The 18,669-nt window shown below is 60.7% G+C and carries 12 protein-coding genes; 11 read left to right on the forward strand and 1 reads right to left on the reverse strand.

The annotated features are described in order from the left end of the window. Window positions 1–33: 33 nt before the first annotated feature. Entirely contained in the window at window positions 34–2,475 is a 2,442-nt protein-coding gene (locus AC3ITA_RS01875; RefSeq protein ID WP_371918217.1) for a penicillin-binding protein 1A, read from the reverse strand. Between the two features lie 217 nt (window positions 2,476–2,692). On the opposite strand from AC3ITA_RS01875, the gene AC3ITA_RS01880 reads away from it, so the two are divergent. The 11 genes from AC3ITA_RS01880 to hemE all read left to right on the forward strand — a co-directional run bounded on the left by AC3ITA_RS01880 (window position 2,693) and on the right by hemE (window position 18,499). Then, the gene (locus AC3ITA_RS01880; protein ID WP_150672332.1) at window positions 2,693–3,757 is read left to right on the forward strand and encodes a pilus assembly protein PilM; all 1,065 of its coding nucleotides are present in this window, start codon (window positions 2,693–2,695) and stop codon (window positions 3,755–3,757) included. Next, window positions 3,757–4,323: a PilN domain-containing protein gene (locus AC3ITA_RS01885; protein ID WP_489279257.1), complete on the forward strand. Its 567-nt coding sequence runs from the start codon at window positions 3,757–3,759 to the stop codon at window positions 4,321–4,323. The genes AC3ITA_RS01880 and AC3ITA_RS01885 overlap by 1 nt, the downstream gene beginning before the upstream one ends. Next, on the forward strand, window positions 4,320–4,943 hold the full coding sequence (gene pilO / locus AC3ITA_RS01890) for a type 4a pilus biogenesis protein PilO (protein WP_414927870.1): 624 nt from the start codon (window positions 4,320–4,322) through the stop codon (window positions 4,941–4,943). The genes AC3ITA_RS01885 and pilO overlap by 4 nt, the downstream gene beginning before the upstream one ends. After that, window positions 4,940–5,467, forward strand: coding sequence for a pilus assembly protein PilP (locus AC3ITA_RS01895; protein ID WP_414927871.1), 528 nt, complete (start codon window positions 4,940–4,942; stop codon window positions 5,465–5,467). Before pilO ends, AC3ITA_RS01895 begins: the two co-directional genes overlap by 4 nt. A 13-nt stretch (window positions 5,468–5,480) precedes the next feature. Then, the gene (locus AC3ITA_RS01900) at window positions 5,481–7,547 is read left to right on the forward strand and encodes a type IV pilus secretin PilQ (RefSeq protein ID WP_095942361.1); all 2,067 of its coding nucleotides are present in this window, start codon (window positions 5,481–5,483) and stop codon (window positions 7,545–7,547) included. 4 nt (window positions 7,548–7,551) lie between these two features. Beyond that, the gene (aroK, locus tag AC3ITA_RS01905) at window positions 7,552–8,070 is read left to right on the forward strand and encodes a shikimate kinase AroK (protein ID WP_057712350.1); all 519 of its coding nucleotides are present in this window, start codon (window positions 7,552–7,554) and stop codon (window positions 8,068–8,070) included. A 151-nt stretch (window positions 8,071–8,221) separates the two neighbouring features. Next, the gene (gene aroB, locus AC3ITA_RS01910) at window positions 8,222–9,322 is read left to right on the forward strand and encodes a 3-dehydroquinate synthase (protein ID WP_095942362.1); all 1,101 of its coding nucleotides are present in this window, start codon (window positions 8,222–8,224) and stop codon (window positions 9,320–9,322) included. A gap of 10 nt (window positions 9,323–9,332) precedes the next feature. Continuing rightward, the gene (locus AC3ITA_RS01915; RefSeq protein ID WP_414927873.1) at window positions 9,333–10,934 is read left to right on the forward strand and encodes an AAA family ATPase; all 1,602 of its coding nucleotides are present in this window, start codon (window positions 9,333–9,335) and stop codon (window positions 10,932–10,934) included. A gap of 350 nt (window positions 10,935–11,284) precedes the next feature. Then, the gene (gene gltB / locus AC3ITA_RS01920; RefSeq protein ID WP_489280739.1) at window positions 11,285–15,730 is read left to right on the forward strand and encodes a glutamate synthase large subunit; all 4,446 of its coding nucleotides are present in this window, start codon (window positions 11,285–11,287) and stop codon (window positions 15,728–15,730) included. 32 nt (window positions 15,731–15,762) lie between these two features. Then, on the forward strand, window positions 15,763–17,181 hold the full coding sequence (locus AC3ITA_RS01925; protein WP_489279261.1) for an FAD-dependent oxidoreductase: 1,419 nt from the start codon (window positions 15,763–15,765) through the stop codon (window positions 17,179–17,181). Between the two features lie 250 nt (window positions 17,182–17,431). Next, window positions 17,432–18,499 (forward strand): uroporphyrinogen decarboxylase, encoded by a 1,068-nt coding sequence (gene hemE / locus AC3ITA_RS01930; protein ID WP_489279262.1) that lies wholly within the window; start codon window positions 17,432–17,434, stop codon window positions 18,497–18,499. The last annotated feature ends 170 nt before the right edge of the window (window positions 18,500–18,669 follow it).

Genomic DNA, 18,669 nt, shown 5'->3' on the forward strand with positions numbered 1-18,669 from the left:
GAAGAGCGGGGCTTTTTGCCTTGCGTCATCCAATCAGAACAAATCGATCGGTGCCGCTTCATCCGCCGGCAGCGGGCTGCCAGGTGCCAGGCCGTTGCCCAGTTCGTTCCCCGACGGTGGCGTATCTTCGACCTTGAACAGTTCGAAGTAGGCCCCCGGGGTGCCCGGGCTGGCCGCGCGGCCGCTGATCGGATCGACTCGCAGGCTGAGGATGCCTTCTGGCTCCGGTTGCGTATGTGGCGGTTTGCCTTTGAGCGCGGCGCCCATGTAGTTCATCCAGATCGGCAGCGCGACGGTGCCGCCGAATTCCTTGCGGCCGAGGCTTTCCGGTTGGTCGAAACCGGTCCACACGGTCGTCACGTAATCGGCGTTGTAGCCGGAGAACCAGGCATCCTTGGATTCGTTGGTCGTACCGGTCTTGCCGGCAATGTCAGGGCGACCCAGGGCCAGCGCACGGCGGCCGGTGCCGAGCTTGATCACGTCCTCAAGCATGCTGTTGAGGATGTACGTGGTGCGCCCGTCAACGATGCGTTCGGCCACGGCGGGAGCTTGTGGCGTCGACGTAGTGCCCGGGGCTTCACCCGGTGTTGCGTTGACCGTGAAGGCTTGAGGGGCGGCTGGCGCGGCAATGCCATCGCTGGCGGCGCCGCCCTGAGGCACGCTCGGCGGGTTGGCGACGAACAGCGTGTCGCCGTTGCGGCTTTCGATCTTGTCGATGATGAACGGGGTGATTTTGTAGCCGCCGTTGGCGAAGGTACTCCAGCCGGTGGCGATTTCCATTGGCGTCAGGGTCGCGGTGCCCAGCGCCAGGGACAGGTTGGGCGGCAGGTCCTGTTTGTTGAAGCCGAAGCGCGTGATGTAGTCGATGGTCTTGCCGACGCCCATCGCCTGCAGCAAGCGGATCGACACCAGGTTGCGTGACTTGTACAGCGCTTCACGCAGGCGGATCGGGCCGAGGAAGGTGTTGGTGTCGTTCTTCGGGCGCCAGACCTTGTCCAGGTACTCGTCGACGAACACGATCGGTGCGTCGTTCACCAGGCTGGAGGCGGTGTAGCCGCTATCCAGCGCAGCGGCGTAGACGAAGGGTTTGAAGCTCGAGCCCGGTTGGCGCTTGGCCTGCAATGCGCGGTTGTAATTGCTCTGCTCGAAGGCGAAGCCGCCGACCAGCGAACGAATGGCGCCGTTCTGCGGATCCAGGGACACCAGCGCGCCCTGTGCCTGCGGGATCTGGCTGAACTTCAGCGAGTTGTCCGGCTGACGCTGCACGCGAATCAGATCGCCGACCTGGGCCACGTCCGAGGGTTGTTTCGGGTTGGCGCCCATGCTGTTGGTGTTCAGGAACGGCCGGGCCCACTTCATGGTGTCCCAGTTCACGTGTTCCTGGCCGGTGCGGGTCAGCACTTGCAGGCCGTTCTTGTCGACCTGGGTCACGATGGCCGGTTCCAGGCCGCTGATGATGCGTTGTTTGGTCAACTCGGTTGCCCAGGCTTCGCGAGTCTTGCCCGGCAGCCGCGACTCAGGCCCGCGATAGCCGTGGCGCTGATCGTAGGTCATCAGACCTTCGTGGACCGCCGTGTTGGCCAGTTCCTGGAGGTCGCTCGGCACCGTGGTGGTGACGCGGAAGCCCTCGGTATACGCATCGCTGCCATAACGCCCGACCATTTCGGCACGGGCCATTTCGGCGATGTACGGGGCGTTCACTTCCGGCGTCGGCACGTGATAGCTCGCGTTCAGCGGCTCGTTGATCGCCGCGGTGTAGTCGGCCTCGCTGATTTTTCCGAGCTTGTACATGCGCCCCAGGATCCAGTCGCGACGCTCCTTGCTGCGCGCCGGGTTGGCCAGCGGGTTGAAACGCGACGGCGCCTTGGGCAGGCCGGCGATCATTGCCATTTGCGCCAGGCTGACATCGCGGATTGATTTGCCGTAATAGACCTGCGCCGCCGCCTCGATACCGTAGGCACGGTTACCCAGATAGATCTTGTTGACGTACAGCTCGAGGATCTCGTCCTTGGTCAGCTGACGTTCGATCTGCAGGGCCAGGAGGATTTCGGTGGTCTTGCGCGAAAAGCTGCGTTCGCTGGTCAGGAAGAAGTTCTTCGCCACCTGCATGGTGATCGTGCTGCCGCCGGACTGGATGTGCCCGCTTTTGACCAGCTGGGTCGCGGCACGCATCAGGCTGCTCGGATCGACGCCGTAGTGGTTGGCGAAATTGTCGTCTTCAGCACTTAGTAACGCATTGATGAAATTGGGGGGAATGTCGGCGAAACGGATCGGCGTACGGCGCATTTCGCCAAACTCTGCGATCAACTTGTTATCGCTGCTGTAGACCCGCAAAGGGATCTGCAACTGGATGCTTCTCAGCGCCTCCACGGACGGAAGTCCGGGACTAAGGTAAAGGTACGCCCCGCTCAGACCCAGAAGGAGTCCGCAGAAAACCGCGACGATGGACCAACCGAAAAACTTCAGCAGACGAATCAAGGCTTTTGGATATCCAGGGTAAAAAATGAATTGGGCAACAGGGTTCAGGCTAAATGAGAACGACCCGCGCTTGAGCAAATGCGGAAAAAAACGCTGGGCATTATAAGCATTTTTCTGATCGGGAGCGTGGCTGGCGCTGCTGTCAAGACGGGCGGATTGAACGCAATGGACATTGCAGAGTCCGTAACTCACGGAAAGTCATAGGGAATTGGTAGTGCCAGGACTCTTCAACAAAAAATCCAATACGCTGCTTGGAATCGACATCAGCTCCACCTCGGTGAAACTGCTTGAGTTGAGCCGTCAGGGTGAACGCTATCGGGTCGAGGCCTATGCGGTCGAGCCGTTGCCGGTCGGCGCGGTGATCGAAAAGAATATCGCCGAGCTCGAAGGCGTGGGGTTGGCCGTCGCACGCGCACTGGCCAAGGCCAGAACCGGCCTCAAGAACGTGGCCGTGGCCGTGGCAGGCTCGGCGGTGATCACCAAGACCATCGAGATGGAGGCCGGTCTTTCCGAGGACGAGATGGAAAGCCAGCTGAAGATCGAGGCCGATCAGTACATTCCTTATCCCTTGGACGAAGTCGCGATCGACTTTGAAGTCCAGGGCACCTCCGGGCGCAATCCTGAACGTGTCAACGTGCTGCTCGCCGCCTGTCGCAAGGAAAACGTCGAATTTCGCGAGGCAGCCCTGGCCTTGGCGGGGCTGACCGCCCGCGTGGTCGATATCGAGGCCTACGCGCTGGAGCGTTCATTCGAACTGCTGGCCGGCCGACTCGTGGTTTCCGGGAAGCCTTCGACGGTCGCCGTGGTGGACATTGGCGCGACCATGACCACCCTGAGCGTGTTGCACAACGGGCGGATTATCTACACCCGCGAACAGCTGTTCGGCGGTCGGCAACTGACCGAGGAAATCCAGCGTCGCTATGGCCTGACACTGGAGCAGGCGGGGCTGGCGCAAAAGAAGGGCGGTCTGCCGGAAGGCTATGCCGATGAGGTCTTGCAGCCATTTCGAGAGGCGCTGGTGCAGCAGGTGTCGCGCTCGTTGCATTTCTTCTTTGCCTCAGGCCAGTACAACGCCGTCGATCATGTCCTGCTGGCCGGCGGTACGGCGTCGATCCCGGGGCTGGACCGTTTGATCGAGCAGCAATTGGGCACGCCGACCCAGGTTGCGAACCCTTTTTGCGAAATGATTCTGGGCAGCAAGATCAACGGTGCTGCCCTGGCGAGTGATGCCCCGGCGTTGATGATCGCTTGCGGTCTGGCCCTCAGGAGCTTCGACTGATGGCGCGGATCAACCTTTTACCCTGGCGCGAAGAGCGGCGTGAAGTTCGCCGCAAGCGTTTCCTGCTGGTCCTGGTGGCGGCAATGATGTGCGCGATGGGTGCGGTGCTGGTCGCGAACCAGGTCATCAGCGGTGCCATCGACCGGCAAGTCGCCCGTAACGATTACATAGGCAAGCAAGTCGCCGTGATCGATGAGCGGATCGCACAGATCAATGATCTCAAGGCGCGCCGTCAGCAACTGGTCGAACGCATGAGCATCATTCAGGAGCTGCAAGGCAATCGCCAAATCAGCGGGCGAGTATTTGATCAGTTGGCGCGAGCCCTGCCCGACGGCGTGTATTTCACCGAAGTGAAAATGACCGCAAAGACCTTGTCCATCACCGGCGCCGCGCAATCCAACAACCGTGTTTCAGAGTTGATGCGCAATATCGAGGCATCAGACTGGTTCGATGCGCCGAGCCTGACCGAAGTCAAGGCTACGGCTGCGGGTCAGGTGGAGCAGGCCAACATCTTCCGGTTGACCGTTCGCCAGGCTCAGCCCGCAGCGCCGGAGGGTGGCAAATGAGCCTGTCCGAATGGTTCGAAGGGCTGCGCAAGATCGACATCAATGATCTGGATACCAGCAACGTGGGTTCCTGGCCGCCGGCGATCAAGTTTCTGGTGGCTGGTTTGCTTGTGCTTCTGGTGCTGATCTTTGGCTACAGCTTTTCCACCCGCGACCTTGTGAGCCAGCTCGACCTCAAGCGCGAGGAAGAGTCGACACTCAAGGAACAGTTCGCCGGCAAAGCCCGCATGGCGGCGAATCTGGATCTCTACACCCGGCAGTTGAAGGAGATGGAGAACGCCTTCGACGTACTGCTGCGACAATTGCCCAGCGACACCGAAGTGCCCGGCTTGCTCGAAGACATTACGCGTACGGGGCTGGGCAGCGGCCTGGAGTTCGAAGAGATCAAGCTGTTGCCGGAGGTCGCCCAGCCGTTCTACATCGAGCTGCCGATCCAGATCACGGTCACCGGGGACTACCATGACCTGGCCACGTTCGTCAGCGGTGTGGCCGGGTTGCCGCGAATCGTCACCTTGCACGATTTCGATCTTGCCCCCGTCAACCCCGAGAGCGCTCCGAAGCTGCGCTTGACCATCCTCGCCAAGACCTACCGCTACAACGACAAGGGACAGCATCAATGAGTCCGGCACGTTGTTTTTCGGTGGTGGTGTTGCTGTTTGCCCTGTCCGGTTGTGACGCAGGCGACGACTACACCGGTCTGGATGCGTACATGAACGAAACGCGCCTGCATGGGCCGGGGAAGATTGAACCAATGCCGGTCTTCCGGTCTTACCCGGCATTCACTTACAACGCGGCGAATCTGCGCAGCCCGTTCTCGCCGCAGATCAGCACAGATCTGGCGACCCGTCGGCGGGGCTCGCATAACGTCAAACCCGACCCGGCTCGGGTTAAGCAATACCTCGAAGGCTTCAACATCGAGCAGTTTGAAATGGTCGGCACCCTTTCCAATGCAACAGGCTCCTATGCCCTGCTGCGCGGGGCGGGTGGGGTGCACCGTCTGAAAGTCGGCGATTACCTGGGGCGTAACGAAGGAAGGGTCGTTGCGATCAGCGGCTCTCAAGTCGATGTGGTTGAAATTGTCCCTGATGGTCAGGGTGCCTGGCTGGAGCGTCCCCGGACCATTTCCTTGAAAGAGCACTCATAGTGGAACTCCAAAAATGAACAGGATTTTTTCCACCGTCGGCCTTTCGCTATGGATAGCGTTGTTGTCGCCGATGGTACAAGCGGCCAATCTCAAGGCGCTGGATGTCGCTGCGCTGCCGGGTGACCGTGTCGAGTTGAAGTTGTCGTTCGATGCGCCGCCCCCGGTGCCCCACGGCTACACGACGGATTCGCCGGCCCGGATTGCTCTGGATTTGCCGGGTGTCGCCAGTCGGCTGGCCAGCAAGACTCGCGATCTCGGCAGTGGAAATGCCCGTAGTGCGACGGTGGTGGAAGCCCGGGACCGTACGCGATTGATCATCAACCTGGCTCAGCCGGCCCCGTATGATTCGCGAATTGAAGGCAACAATTTGCTGGTCGTTGTCGGGCAGGGAGTCAAACCGTCGTCATCCAGGCCGGCGGCCACAGCAATGCCGGTTCCGGTTCGAGCCGCCACGGCAGGCAAAGCCATTCGGGGTGTGGATTTCCAGCGGGGAACCCAGGGCGAAGGCAACGTGGTGATCGACTTGTCGGATCCATCGATTGCGCCCGAGATACAAGAGCGCGAGGGCAGGATCATCGTCGGATTTGCCAAAACCCGATTGCCCGAGCGATTGCGCGTGCGGCTGGACGTGAAGGATTTCGCCACGCCCGTGCAGTTCGTCAATGCCAGCGCGAGCGGCGACCGGGCCACCATCAGCATTGAGCCCGGCGGGACGTTCGATTACTCGACCTATCAGACTGACAATAAGCTCACGATCAGCGTTCGCCCGGCGACGGTCGACGAGCTGCAAAAGCGCAAAGTCGGGCAGCAGGCCTACAGCGGCGAGAAGCTATCGCTGAATTTCCAGGACATCGATGTGCGTTCGGTGCTGCAACTGATCGCCGATTTCACCAACCTCAATCTGGTGGCCAGCGACACGGTCCAGGGGGGAATTACCCTGCGCCTGCAGAACGTGCCGTGGGATCAGGCGCTGGACCTGGTGCTGAAAACCAAGGGGCTGGACAAGCGCAAGGTCGGCAATGTCCTGCTGGTTGCGCCGGCCGATGAAATTGCTGCCCGTGAACGTCAGGAGCTCGAATCGCAGAAGCAGATTGCCGATCTGGCGCCGTTGCGTCGGGAGCTGTTGCAGGTCAATTACGCCAAGGCGGCGGACATCGCCAAGCTCTTCCAGTCGGTGACCAGTGCCGAAGCGAAACCCGACGAGCGGGGCTCGATCACCGTCGATGAGCGCACCAACAACATCATTGCCTACCAGACCCAGGACCGGCTGGACGAGCTGCGCAGAATCGTCACGCAACTGGATATCCCGGTGCGTCAGGTGATGATCGAGGCGCGCATTGTCGAAGCCAATGTCGACTATGACAAAAGCCTCGGGGTGCGTTGGGGCGGTTCGATACAGAACAAGGGCAACTGGAATACCTCCGGTGTCAGCAACGGACTCAATGGGTCATCGACCATCGGCACACCCGGCAGCACCAGCACCAACTCACCGTTTGTCGACATGGGCGTAGCCAACAACACCTCGGGAATCGGCATCGCGTTCATCACCGATAATGTCTTGCTGGACCTGGAACTGACGGCCATGGAGAAAACCGGCAACGGGGAAATCGTCTCGCAGCCCAAGGTGGTCACGTCCGACAAGGAAACCGCGAAAATTCTCAAGGGCACCGAGATTCCCTACCAGGAAGCCAGTTCCAGCGGCGCGACTTCGGTGTCGTTCAAGGAGGCTTCGCTGTCGCTTGAGGTGACGCCGCAGATCACGCCCGACAACCGGATCATCATGGAGGTCAAGGTCACCAAGGACGAACCGGACTTCCTGAACAAGGTCCAGGATGTACCGCCCATCAAGAAAAACGAAGTCAATGCCAAGGTTCTGGTCAACGATGGCGAGACCATCGTCATTGGCGGCGTTTTCTCAAATACTCAGAGCAAGGTTGTAGATAAGGTGCCATTTCTTGGCGATGTGCCGTATCTTGGCCGCCTTTTCCGGCGTGATGTGGTTTCGGAGAAAAAATCCGAGCTGTTGGTATTCCTCACTCCGCGTATCATGAATAATCAGGCGATTGCTGTGAGTCATTGATTCTGTGCGAAATTTGATTCTTGTTGGACCGATGGGCGCTGGAAAAAGCACCATCGGCCGGTTGCTGGCCAAAGAGCTGCGCCTGCCATTCAAAGATTCCGATAAGGAAATTGAATTGCGCACGGGCGCCAATATCCCTTGGATCTTCGATAAGGAAGGCGAACCGGGCTTTCGTGATCGTGAGCAGGCAATGATTGCCGAGCTGTGCGATTGCGACGGTGTGGTGCTGGCGACAGGCGGAGGCGCGGTCATGCGCGAAGCCAATCGTCGGGCACTGCATGCCGGTGGGCGAGTGGTTTATCTGCATGCGTCGGTCGAGCAGCAGGTCGGCCGCACGTCCCGCGACCGCAATCGGCCATTGTTGCGTACCGCCGATCCGGCCAAGACTCTTCGGGATCTGCTGGCGATCCGCGATCCGCTTTATCGGGAAATTGCCGACCTGGTGGTCGAAACCGATGAGCGGCCGCCACGAATGGTCGTACTCGACATTCTGGAGCGTCTGCAGCAGCTGCCACCCCGTTAAAGCGCCGCGCGAAATGCGCTATCCTCGGCGTCCCGCCATGACCGAACAAGGTTGTGGCGGATGGCTACCGAACGGCGTCACACCAGCAGAGGCCGTGGATATTCGTTAACTCAGGGCGGAACGCCTGATTCCATCTTCACTGTGGGGACACATGCAGACACTCAAGGTCGATCTAGGCGAGCGCAGCTACCCGATTCATATTGGCGAAGGTTTGTTGGATCAGCCCGAGTTGCTGGCCCCGCACATTCGCGGACGGCAAGTAGCGATCATCTCCAACGAGACTGTTGCGCCACTCTATCTCGAACGTCTGACCCGCAGCCTGGCGCAGTTCTCGGTGATTTCCGTGGTACTGCCCGACGGCGAAGCCTTCAAGACCTGGGAAACCCTGCAGTTGATTTTCGACGGTCTGCTGACCGCCCGGCATGACCGCCGCACCACGGTAATCGCCCTTGGCGGCGGTGTGATCGGTGACATGGCCGGCTTTGCCGCCGCCTGTTACCAGCGCGGCGTCGATTTCATCCAGGTTCCGACCACGCTGCTGTCCCAGGTCGACTCCTCGGTCGGCGGCAAGACCGGGATCAACCATCCGCTGGGCAAGAACATGGTCGGCGCCTTCTATCAGCCGAACGTGGTGCTGATCGATACCGCCAGCCTCAATACCCTGCCGGCCCGCGAACTGTCCGCCGGCCTCGCCGAAGTCATCAAGTACGGGTTGATCTGTGATGAGCCGTTCCTGACCTGGCTCGAAGACAACGTTGACCGCCTGCGCAATCTGGACCAGCAAGCCCTGACCTATGCCATCGAGCGCTCCTGCGCGGCGAAGGCGGCGGTAGTCGGTGCCGATGAGAAAGAGACGGGCGTTCGTGCCACCCTGAACCTGGGCCACACCTTTGGCCACGCCATCGAAACCCACATGGGCTATGGTGTATGGCTTCATGGTGAGGCAGTGGCTGCTGGCACGGTAATGGCGCTGGAAATGTCCACGCGACTGGGCTGGATCAGCGAGCAGGAGCGTGATCGCGGCATTCGTCTGTTCCAGCGGGCGGGGCTGCCGGTCATTCCGCCGCAAGAGATGACAGAAGCCGATTTCCTCGAACACATGTCCATTGATAAAAAAGTGATCGACGGTCGTTTGCGCCTGGTGCTGCTGCGCCACATGGGCGAAGCGGTGGTGACCGACGATTATCCGAAAGAGGTTCTACAGGCCACGCTGGGGGCAGACTACCGCGCCCTGGCTCAGCTTAAAGGTTAATAAGAACACGATGACTAGTTTGCATGCCGACGAGGCTTTCCTCGGCCATTACCAGTTGAGTCATGACCCTTTTGCTCCACGGGTGCCTGGCTTCAAATTTTTCCCGGCCCAGCGCAAACCCGTGCTGGGACAACTGCATCACCTGGCCCGCTACAGCCAGTTGCTGCTGGTAGTCACTGGCCCCGAAGGCAGTGGCAAGACCCTGTTGCGTCAGGCCCTGGTCGCCAGCACCAACAAGCAATCGGTGCAAAGCGTGGTGGTTTCTGCCCGCGGCGCCGGCGATGCGGCCGGTGTGCTGCGCCAGGTTGCCCAGGCGCTGAGCGTCGGCCAGGCTGATGCCGACGCGATTCTGGCCCAGGTGGTGCAGCTTGCCCTGACCGGGCAAGAAGTCTATCTGCTGGTCGATGACGCCGAACAACTCGACGAGTCCGCCCTTGAGGCTCTGATGGTCCTGGCTGCCGGCGCGCCTGAAGGCCGTCCGCATGTGTTCCTGTTCGGTGAGACCTCGCTGATCGGTCAGCTTGAGGCTTTGCATCTCGAGGAAGAGCGTTTCCACGTCATCGAGTTGCAACCCTACACCGAAGAAGAAACCCGCGAATATCTGGAGCAGCGGCTCGAAGGCGCGGGTCGCGGTATCGAACTTTTCACCGCGGATCAGATCTCTGATATTCACGAAAGCTCCGAAGGCTGGCCTGGAAGCATCAATCAGGTCGCCCGCGATGCAATGATCGAAGCCATGATCGCCAGCCGCTCAGCGGTCAAGCGTCCAAAAATGGGGTTCAATATGCCGAAGAAACACGTATTGGCGATTTCCGCCGTGGTCGTGGTCGCGGTAGCTGCCGCCTGGTTGATTCCGGGTCGCAACAAGGCACCGACCACCGGTGCTCCGGCCAATGAACAGGCACAACTGCCGCTTGGCCAGGGCCAGCCAACCGCGAATGGCGGTGCACCGGCCGTCGAATTCGCCGGCAACACTCAGCCGATGCCATTGCCGTTGGTCGGTAACTCGCAACCGGTCATGCGCGCCCCGCTGGCTGAAGCCGCGGGCGGCATCACCGAAGGCGATGACGGCGTTCCGGTCGAAGGCTCCAGCGCCACACCGCCGACGGTGACCACCACTGCACCGCCTGCAGGCGTTCCTGCCGGTCCTGCGCCGACACCGACACCGACACCTGCGGCCAAGCCGACGCCTGCGCCGACCCAGGTCGCCACCGCCAAGCCAGCGCCTGCTCCTGTGACAAAGCCTGCTCCAGCGCCAGCCAAGCCAGTCGTTGCGGCGGCGGCCAAGCCTGCCGAGAAACCGGCTCCGGTGGCCAAGGCCGCTGGCGGTACCTGGTACGCCGGCCAGGCACCGGGCAACTACGTGGTGCAGATCCTCGGCACCAGCTCCGAAACCGCCGCGCAAAGCTTCGTCAAGGAGCAGGGCGGCGAGTACCGTTATTTCAAGAAAGTCCTCAATGGCAAGCCGCTCTACGTGATCACCTACGGCAACTTCGCCAATCGTGATGCAGCCGTTTCCGCCATCAAGGCCTTGCCAGCGAAGGTTCAGGCTGGTAAACCTTGGCCTCGCACTGTCGCCAGCGTCCAACAGGAACTGGCAACAACTCGCTGAAGATTCGGCGGCCTTACCCAGGCCGCCTCTCCAAGCACCTCAAAATTTCTACAAGTGCGCGCCGCCCTTCGGGCTGCGTGCCTTGTGGTGTCTGCGTCACAGTAGTCTTTGAGTCGTTGCGGTCAGAATTAAAAAAAGTTTTGACTAGCACAGCAGATCGCTTTAAATCTTTCACAAATGCGACATAGATTTGCGACATTTCGTCGTCAAATTTGTGAGCCTCTGTGTCGGTGTGTACAATGACCTCCCTTTTGCCCCCGCAAAGCTGGCGTACGTTCGGCGCGGATGGTAAGTGGTTGAATTGAAAAGAAATTTGCCTCGATAAGAGGCAGCCTGGTGAGAAAGTGTCTATGAAAGCAGGTCTGTACCAACCAGATGAATTCAAGGATAACTGCGGTTTCGGCCTGATTGCTCATATGCAGGGCGAGCCCAGTCATACCCTTTTGCAAACGGCCATCGAGGCCCTGACCTGCATGACCCACCGCGGTGGGATTAATGCCGACGGCAAGACCGGTGACGGTTGCGGTCTGCTGATTCAAAAGCCGGACGTGTTCCTGCGAGCCATCGCCCAGGAAACCTTCGGCGTCGAAATGCCCAAGCAATACGCTGTGGGCATGGTCTTCTTCAACCAGGACCCGGTCAAAGCCGAAGCCGCTCGCGAGAACATGAACCGCGAGATCCTGGCCGCCGGTCTGCAACTGGTCGGCTGGCGCAAAGTGCCGATCGACACCAGCGTCCTCGGCCGCCTGGCCCTTGAGCGTCTGCCGCAGATCGAGCAGGTGTTCATCGGCGGTGAAGGCCTGAGCGATCAGGACATGGCCGTCAAGCTGTTCACCTCCCGTCGTCGCTCGTCCGTGGCCAACGCCGCCGACACCGACCACTACGTGTGCAGCTTTTCCCACAAGACCATCATTTACAAAGGCCTGATGATGCCGGCGGATTTGACCGCCTTCTATCCGGACCTGAGCGATGAGCGCCTGCAAACCTCGATTTGCGTGTTCCACCAGCGCTTCTCCACCAACACCCTGCCGAAATGGCCGCTGGCTCAACCGTTCCGCTTCCTGGCGCACAACGGCGAGATCAACACCATCACCGGCAACCGCAACTGGGCCGTGGCCCGTCGCACCAAGTTCACCAACGATCTGATGGATCTGGAAGAGCTCGGCCCGCTGGTCAACCGCGTGGGTTCCGACTCCTCGAGCATGGACAACATGCTGGAGCTGATGGTCACCGGTGGCATCGACTTGTTCCGTGGCGTGCGGATGATCATTCCGCCTGCGTGGCAGAACGTCGAAACCATGGACCCGGATCTGCGTGCGTTCTACGAATACAACTCGATGCACATGGAGCCGTGGGACGGCCCGGCCGGCGTGGTAATGACCGACGGTCGTTACGCGGTGTGCCTGCTCGACCGTAACGGTCTGCGCCCGGCGCGTTGGGTGACCACCAAGAACGGCTTCATCACCCTGGCTTCGGAAATCGGTGTCTGGAACTACCAGCCTGAAGACGTGATCGCCAAGGGCCGTGTGGGGCCGGGCCAGATCTTTGCCGTGGACACCGAAACCGGTCAGATCCTCGACACCGACGCGATCGACAACCGCCTGAAGTCACGTCATCCGTACAAGCAATGGCTGCGCAAGAATGCCCTGCGCATCCAGGCGACCATGGAAGACAACGACCACGGTTCGGCGTTCTACGACGTCGATCAGCTCAAGCAGTACATGAAGATGTACCAGGTCACGTTCGAAGAGCGCGACCAGGTGCTGCGTCCGCTCGGCGAGCAGGGCTACGAAGCCGTGGGCTCGATGGGCGACGATACGCCGATGGCCGTGCTGTCCCAGCGCGTGCGCACGCCGTACGATTATTTCCGCCAGCAGTTCGCGCAGGTCACCAACCCGCCGATCGACCCGCTGCGTGAAGCCATCGTCATGTCGCTGGAGATCTGCCTCGGAGCCGAGCGCAATATCTTCCAGGAGTCGCCGGAACACGCTTCGCGCGTAATCCTCAGCTCGCCGGTCATTTCCCCGGCCAAGTGGCGCTCGCTGATGAACCTCGATCGTCCGGGCTTCGAGCGCGCGATCATCGATCTGAACTACGACGAAAGCGTCGACCTGGAAGCTGCGATCCGCAACGTTGCCGATCAGGCTGAAGAAGCCGTGCGCTCGGGCCGTACCCAGGTTGTGCTGAGCGACCGTCACATTGCCCCGGGCAAGTTGCCGATCCACGCTTCACTCGCCACCGGTGCGGTGCACCACCGCCTGACCGAAAAAGGCCTGCGTTGCGACTCCAACATCCTGGTGGAAACCGCGACCGCTCGCGATCCGCATCACTTCGCCGTGTTGATCGGTTTCGGCGCCTCTGCCGTTTACCCATTCCTGGCTTATGAAGTGCTGGGCGACCTGATCCGTACCGGTGAAGTACTGGGCGACCTCTATGAGGTGTTCAAGAACTACCGTAAAGGCATCACCAAGGGCTTGCTCAAGATCCTGTCGAAGATGGGTATCTCGACCATCACTTCGTACCGCGGTGCGCAGTTGTTCGAAGCCATCGGCCTGTCCGAGGAAGTCTGCAACCTGAGCTTCCGTGGCGTACCGAGCCGCATCAAGGGTGCGCGTTTCGTCGACATCGAAGCCGAGCAGAAAGCCCTGGCCACCGAAGCCTGGAGTCCGCGCAAGCCGATCCAGCAAGGCGGCCTGCTGAAGTTCGTCCACGGTGGCGAGTACCACGCCTACAACCCGGACGTGGTCAGCACCCTGCAGGCCGCTGTGCAGCAGGGCGACTACAGCAAGTTCAAGGAATACACGTCGCTGGTGGACAACCGCCCGGTGTCGATGATCCGCGACCTGCTGAAAGTCAAAACTCTCGACACTCCATTGGACATCAGCGAGATCGAACCACTGGAATCGGTGCTCAAACGCTTCGATTCCGCCGGCATCTCCCTGGGTGCCCTGTCGCCGGAAGCTCACGAAGCCCTGGCCGAAGCCATGAACCGCCTCGGTGCGCGTTCCAACTCCGGTGAAGGTGGCGAAGACCCGGCGCGCTACGGCACCATCAAGAGCTCGAAAATCAAGCAGGTTGCCACCGGCCGTTTCGGTGTGACTCCGGAATACCTGGTCAACGCCGAAGTGCTGCAGATCAAGGTCGCCCAGGGCGCCAAGCCCGGCGAAGGTGGTCAGCTGCCAGGCGGCAAGGTCAACGGTCTGATCGCCAAGCTGCGCTATGCAGTGCCGGGCGTGACCCTGATTTCGCCACCGCCGCACCACGACATCTACTCGATCGAAGACTTGTCGCAGCTGATTTTCGACCTGAAACAGGTCAACCCGAAGGCACTGGTCTCGGTGAAGCTGGTAGCGGAAGCGGGCGTCGGCACCATCGCCGCCGGTGTGGCCAAGGCCTACGCGGACCTGATCACCATCTCCGGCTACGACGGCGGCACCGGTGCATCGCCGCTGACCTCGATCAAATACGCGGGCGCTCCGTGGGAACTCGGCCTGGCCGAAACCCACCAGACCCTGCGCGGCAACGACCTGCGCGGCAAAGTCCGGGTCCAGACCGACGGCGGCCTGAAAACCGGCCTCGACGTAATCAAGGCAGCCATCCTCGGCGCTGAAAGCTTCGGCTTCGGCACCGCGCCAATGATCGCCCTGGGTTGCAAATACCTGCGCATCTGCCACCTGAACAACTGCGCCACCGGCGTTGCGACCCAGAACGAGAAGCTGCGCAAGGATCACTACATCGGTACCGTCGACATGGTGGTGAACTTCTTCACCTACGTCGCCACCGAGACCCGTGAGTGGCTGGCCAAGCTGGGTGTGCGCTCCCTCGAAGAGCTGATCGGGCGTACCGATCTGCTGGAAATCCTCGAAGGCCAGACCGCCAAGCAGCATCACCTGGACCTGACCCCGTTGCTGGGCAGCGACCACGTGCCGGCGGACAAGCCGCAGTTCTGTGGTGTTGAGCGCAACCCGCCGTTCGACAAGGGCCTGCTGGCCGAGAAAATGGTCGACCTGGCCACCTCGGCGATCAACGACCTGAGCGGCGCCGAGTTCGCTCTGGATATCTGCAACTGCGACCGTTCCATCGGCGCACGGATCTCCGGCGAAATCGCGCGCAAGCACGGCAACCAGGGCATGGCCAACGCACCGATCACCTTCCGCTTCAAGGGTACGGCTGGGCAGAGCTTCGGCGTATGGAACGCTGGCGGTCTGAACATGTACCTGGAAGGCGACGCCAACGACTACGTCGGCAAGGGCATGACCGGCGGCAAGCTGGTGATCGTGCCGCCCAAGGGCAGCGTCTACCGCACCCAGGACAGTGCCATCATCGGCAACACCTGCCTGTACGGCGCCACTGGCGGCAAGCTGTTCGCCGCTGGCACCGCGGGCGAGCGTTTCGCCGTACGTAACTCCGGTGCCCACACCGTCGTGGAAGGCACTGGCGATCACTGCTGCGAGTACATGACCGGTGGTTTTGTCTGCGTATTGGGCAAGACCGGTTACAACTTCGGCTCTGGCATGACCGGCGGTTTCGCCTACGTGCTCGACCAGGACAACACCTTCGTTGACCGGGTCAACCACGAACTGGTGGAAATCCAGCGGATCAGCGGCGAGGCGATGGAAGCCTACCGCAGCCACCTGCAACGCGTGCTGAACGAGTACGTCGAGGAAACCGACAGCGAATGGGGTCGTGAACTCGCCGAGAACCTCGATGATTACGTGCGTCGTTTCTGGCTGGTCAAGCCCAAGGCTGCCAACCTGAAGTCGTTGCTTTCCAGCACCCGTGCCAACCCGCAGTGATATGCGCCTGAAGAGTTTGATGAGGTTTTAAAATGGCTGAACGTCTGAATAATGACTTCCAGTTCATCGAGGTCGGGCGCAAGGATCCGAAGAAGAAACTGTTGCGTCAACGCAAGAAAGAGTTCGTGGAAATCTACGAACCCTTCAAACCCCAGCAGTCGGCCGACCAGGCTCACCGCTGCCTGGGTTGCGGTAACCCGTATTGCGAATGGAAGTGCCCGGTGCACAACTTCATTCCCAACTGGCTGAAGCTGGTGGCCGAGGGCAACATCCTCCAGGTCGCCGAGCTGTCGCACCAGACCAACACCCTGCCGGAGGTCTGCGGCCGGGTGTGCCCGCAGGACCGTCTGTGCGAGGGTGCCTGCACCCTCAACGACGGCTTCGGCGCGGTGACCATCGGTTCGGTGGAGAAGTACATCACCGACACCGCGTTCGCCATGGGCTGGCGCCCGGACATGTCCAAGGTCAAGCCGACCGGCAAGCGTGTCGCGATCATCGGTGCCGGGCCTGCGGGCCTGGGCTGTGCCGATGTGCTGGTGCGCGGCGGCGTGACCCCGGTGGTGTTCGACAAGAACCCGGAAATCGGTGGTCTGCTGACCTTCGGCATCCCCGAGTTCAAGCTGGAAAAGACCGTGCTGAGCAATCGTCGCGAAGTCTTCACCGGCATGGGCATCGAGTTCCGCCTCAACACCGAGGTGGGCAAGGACGTGACCATGGAGCAACTGCTCGAAGAATACGATGCGGTATTCATGGGCATGGGCACCTACACCTACATGAAGGGCGGCTTTGCCGGGGAAGACCTGCCGGGCGTGTACGACGCGCTGGACTTCCTGATCGCCAACGTCAACCGCAACCTGGGCTTTGAAAAGTCGCCGGAAGATTTCGTCGACATGAAAGGCAAGAAGGTCGTGGTACTGGGCGGTGGCGACACGGCGATGGACTGCAACCGTACGTCGATCCGCCAAGGCGCCAAGTCGGTGACCTGCGCCTATCGTCGTGACGAAGCGAACATGCCTGGCTCGCGCAAAGAGGTGAAGAACGCCAAGGAAGAAGGCGTGAAATTCCTCTACAACCGCCAGCCGATCGCCATTGTCGGTGAAGACAAGGTCGAAGGCGTGAAGGTGGTCGAGACCCGTCTCGGCGAGCCGGACGCCCGTGGCCGTCGCAGCCCCGAGCCGATCCCGGGCTCAGAAGAGATCATCCCGGCCGACGCCGTGGTCATCGCCTTCGGTTTCCGTCCAAGCCCGGCGCCGTGGTTCGAACAGTTCGAAATCCAGACCGACAGCCAGGGCCGCGTGGTGGCACCGGAACAGGGCCAGTACAAGCATCAGACCAGCAATCCGAAAATTTTTGCTGGTGGCGACATGGTGCGCGGTTCCGACCTGGTGGTGACGGCGATCTTCGAAGGCCGTAATGCCGCCGAAGGGATCCTGGATTATCTGGGCGTCTAAACCCGTCCGGCTGACTGCAATGCAATACCTGTGGGAGCTGGCCTGCCAGCGATAGCATCACCTCGGTCAAACTGACACACCGAGGTGTCTGCATCGCTGGCAGGCCAGCTCCCACATTGGTTTCCGGGTGTTGCTGAAATCTGCGTATTTATTGCGACAAATTGACCCGATAGACAAAAGGCTGACCTGCAACCGTGCCTTTTGCCTCCGGCTCTGAGAAAATGCCCTCACTTTTTTTCCGGATGCCGACATGACTGCCCTGAAGAACGACCGTTTCCTGCGCGCCCTGCTCAAGCAACCCGTAGACGTCACCCCAGTGTGGATGATGCGTCAGGCCGGTCGCTACCTGCCTGAATACCGCGCCAGCCGTGCCAAGGCCGGCGATTTCATGAGCCTGTGCATGAACCCGGCGTTCGCTTGCGAAGTCACGATGCAGCCTCTCGACCGCTATCCACAGCTGGATGCGGCGATCCTCTTTTCCGACATTCTGACCATCCCCGATGCCATGGGCCAAGGCCTGTACTTCGAAACCGGTGAAGGTCCGCGCTTCAGGAAAGTCGTCAGCACCCTGGCCGACATCGAAGCCCTGCCGATTCCTGATCCGCAGAAAGACCTGGGCTACGTGATGGACGCGGTCAGCACCATCCGCCGCGAGCTGAATGGCCGTGTGCCGTTGATCGGCTTTGCTGGCAGCCCATGGACCCTGGCGACCTACATGGTCGAAGGCGGCTCGTCGAAAGACTACCGCAAGACCAAAACCATGCTCTACGACAACCCGCAAGCCTTGCACCTGCTGCTGGACAAGCTCGCGCAGACCGTTACCAGCTACCTCAACGGCCAGATCATGGCCGGCGCGCAAGCGGTGCAGATATTCGACAGCTGGGGCGGCAGCCTCTCCGCTGCGGCGTACCAGGAGTTCTCCCTGGCCTACATGAAGAAAATCGTCAGCGGTTTGATCCGCGAGCATGAAGGTCGCAAGGTGCCGGTGATCCTGTTCACCAAGAACGGCGGCCTGTGGCTGGAAAGCATTGCCGAGGCTGGCGCAGATGCGCTGGGCCTGGACTGGACCTGCGATATTGGCAACGCCCGCGCCCGTGTCGGTGACAAGGTCGCGCTGCAAGGCAACATGGACCCGACCGTGCTCTACGCCAAACCGGAAGCCATCCGCGCAGAAGTCGGCCGGATCCTCGCCAGCTACGGCAAGGGCAGCGGCCACGTGTTCAACCTCGGTCATGGCATCACGCCGGAAGTCGATCCGGAGCATGCTGGTGCATTCCTGCGCGCTGTGCATGAGTTGTCGGCGCAGTATCACGAGTGATCGGCACCCAATAAAAAACGCCCGGCTTATGCCGTAATGCTGTTCACTTAAGCGAATGTGGTCCTCTGTAGGAGCGAGCTTGCTCGCGATGGTCGTTAACGAAAACGCGTATTTACTGGCTAAACGCGGCGTTCTTGAGTCCATCGTCGGAACGCCGCCCGGAGCAAGCT

The sequence above is a fragment of the Pseudomonas sp. GL_090 genome (genome assembly GCF_057837765.1).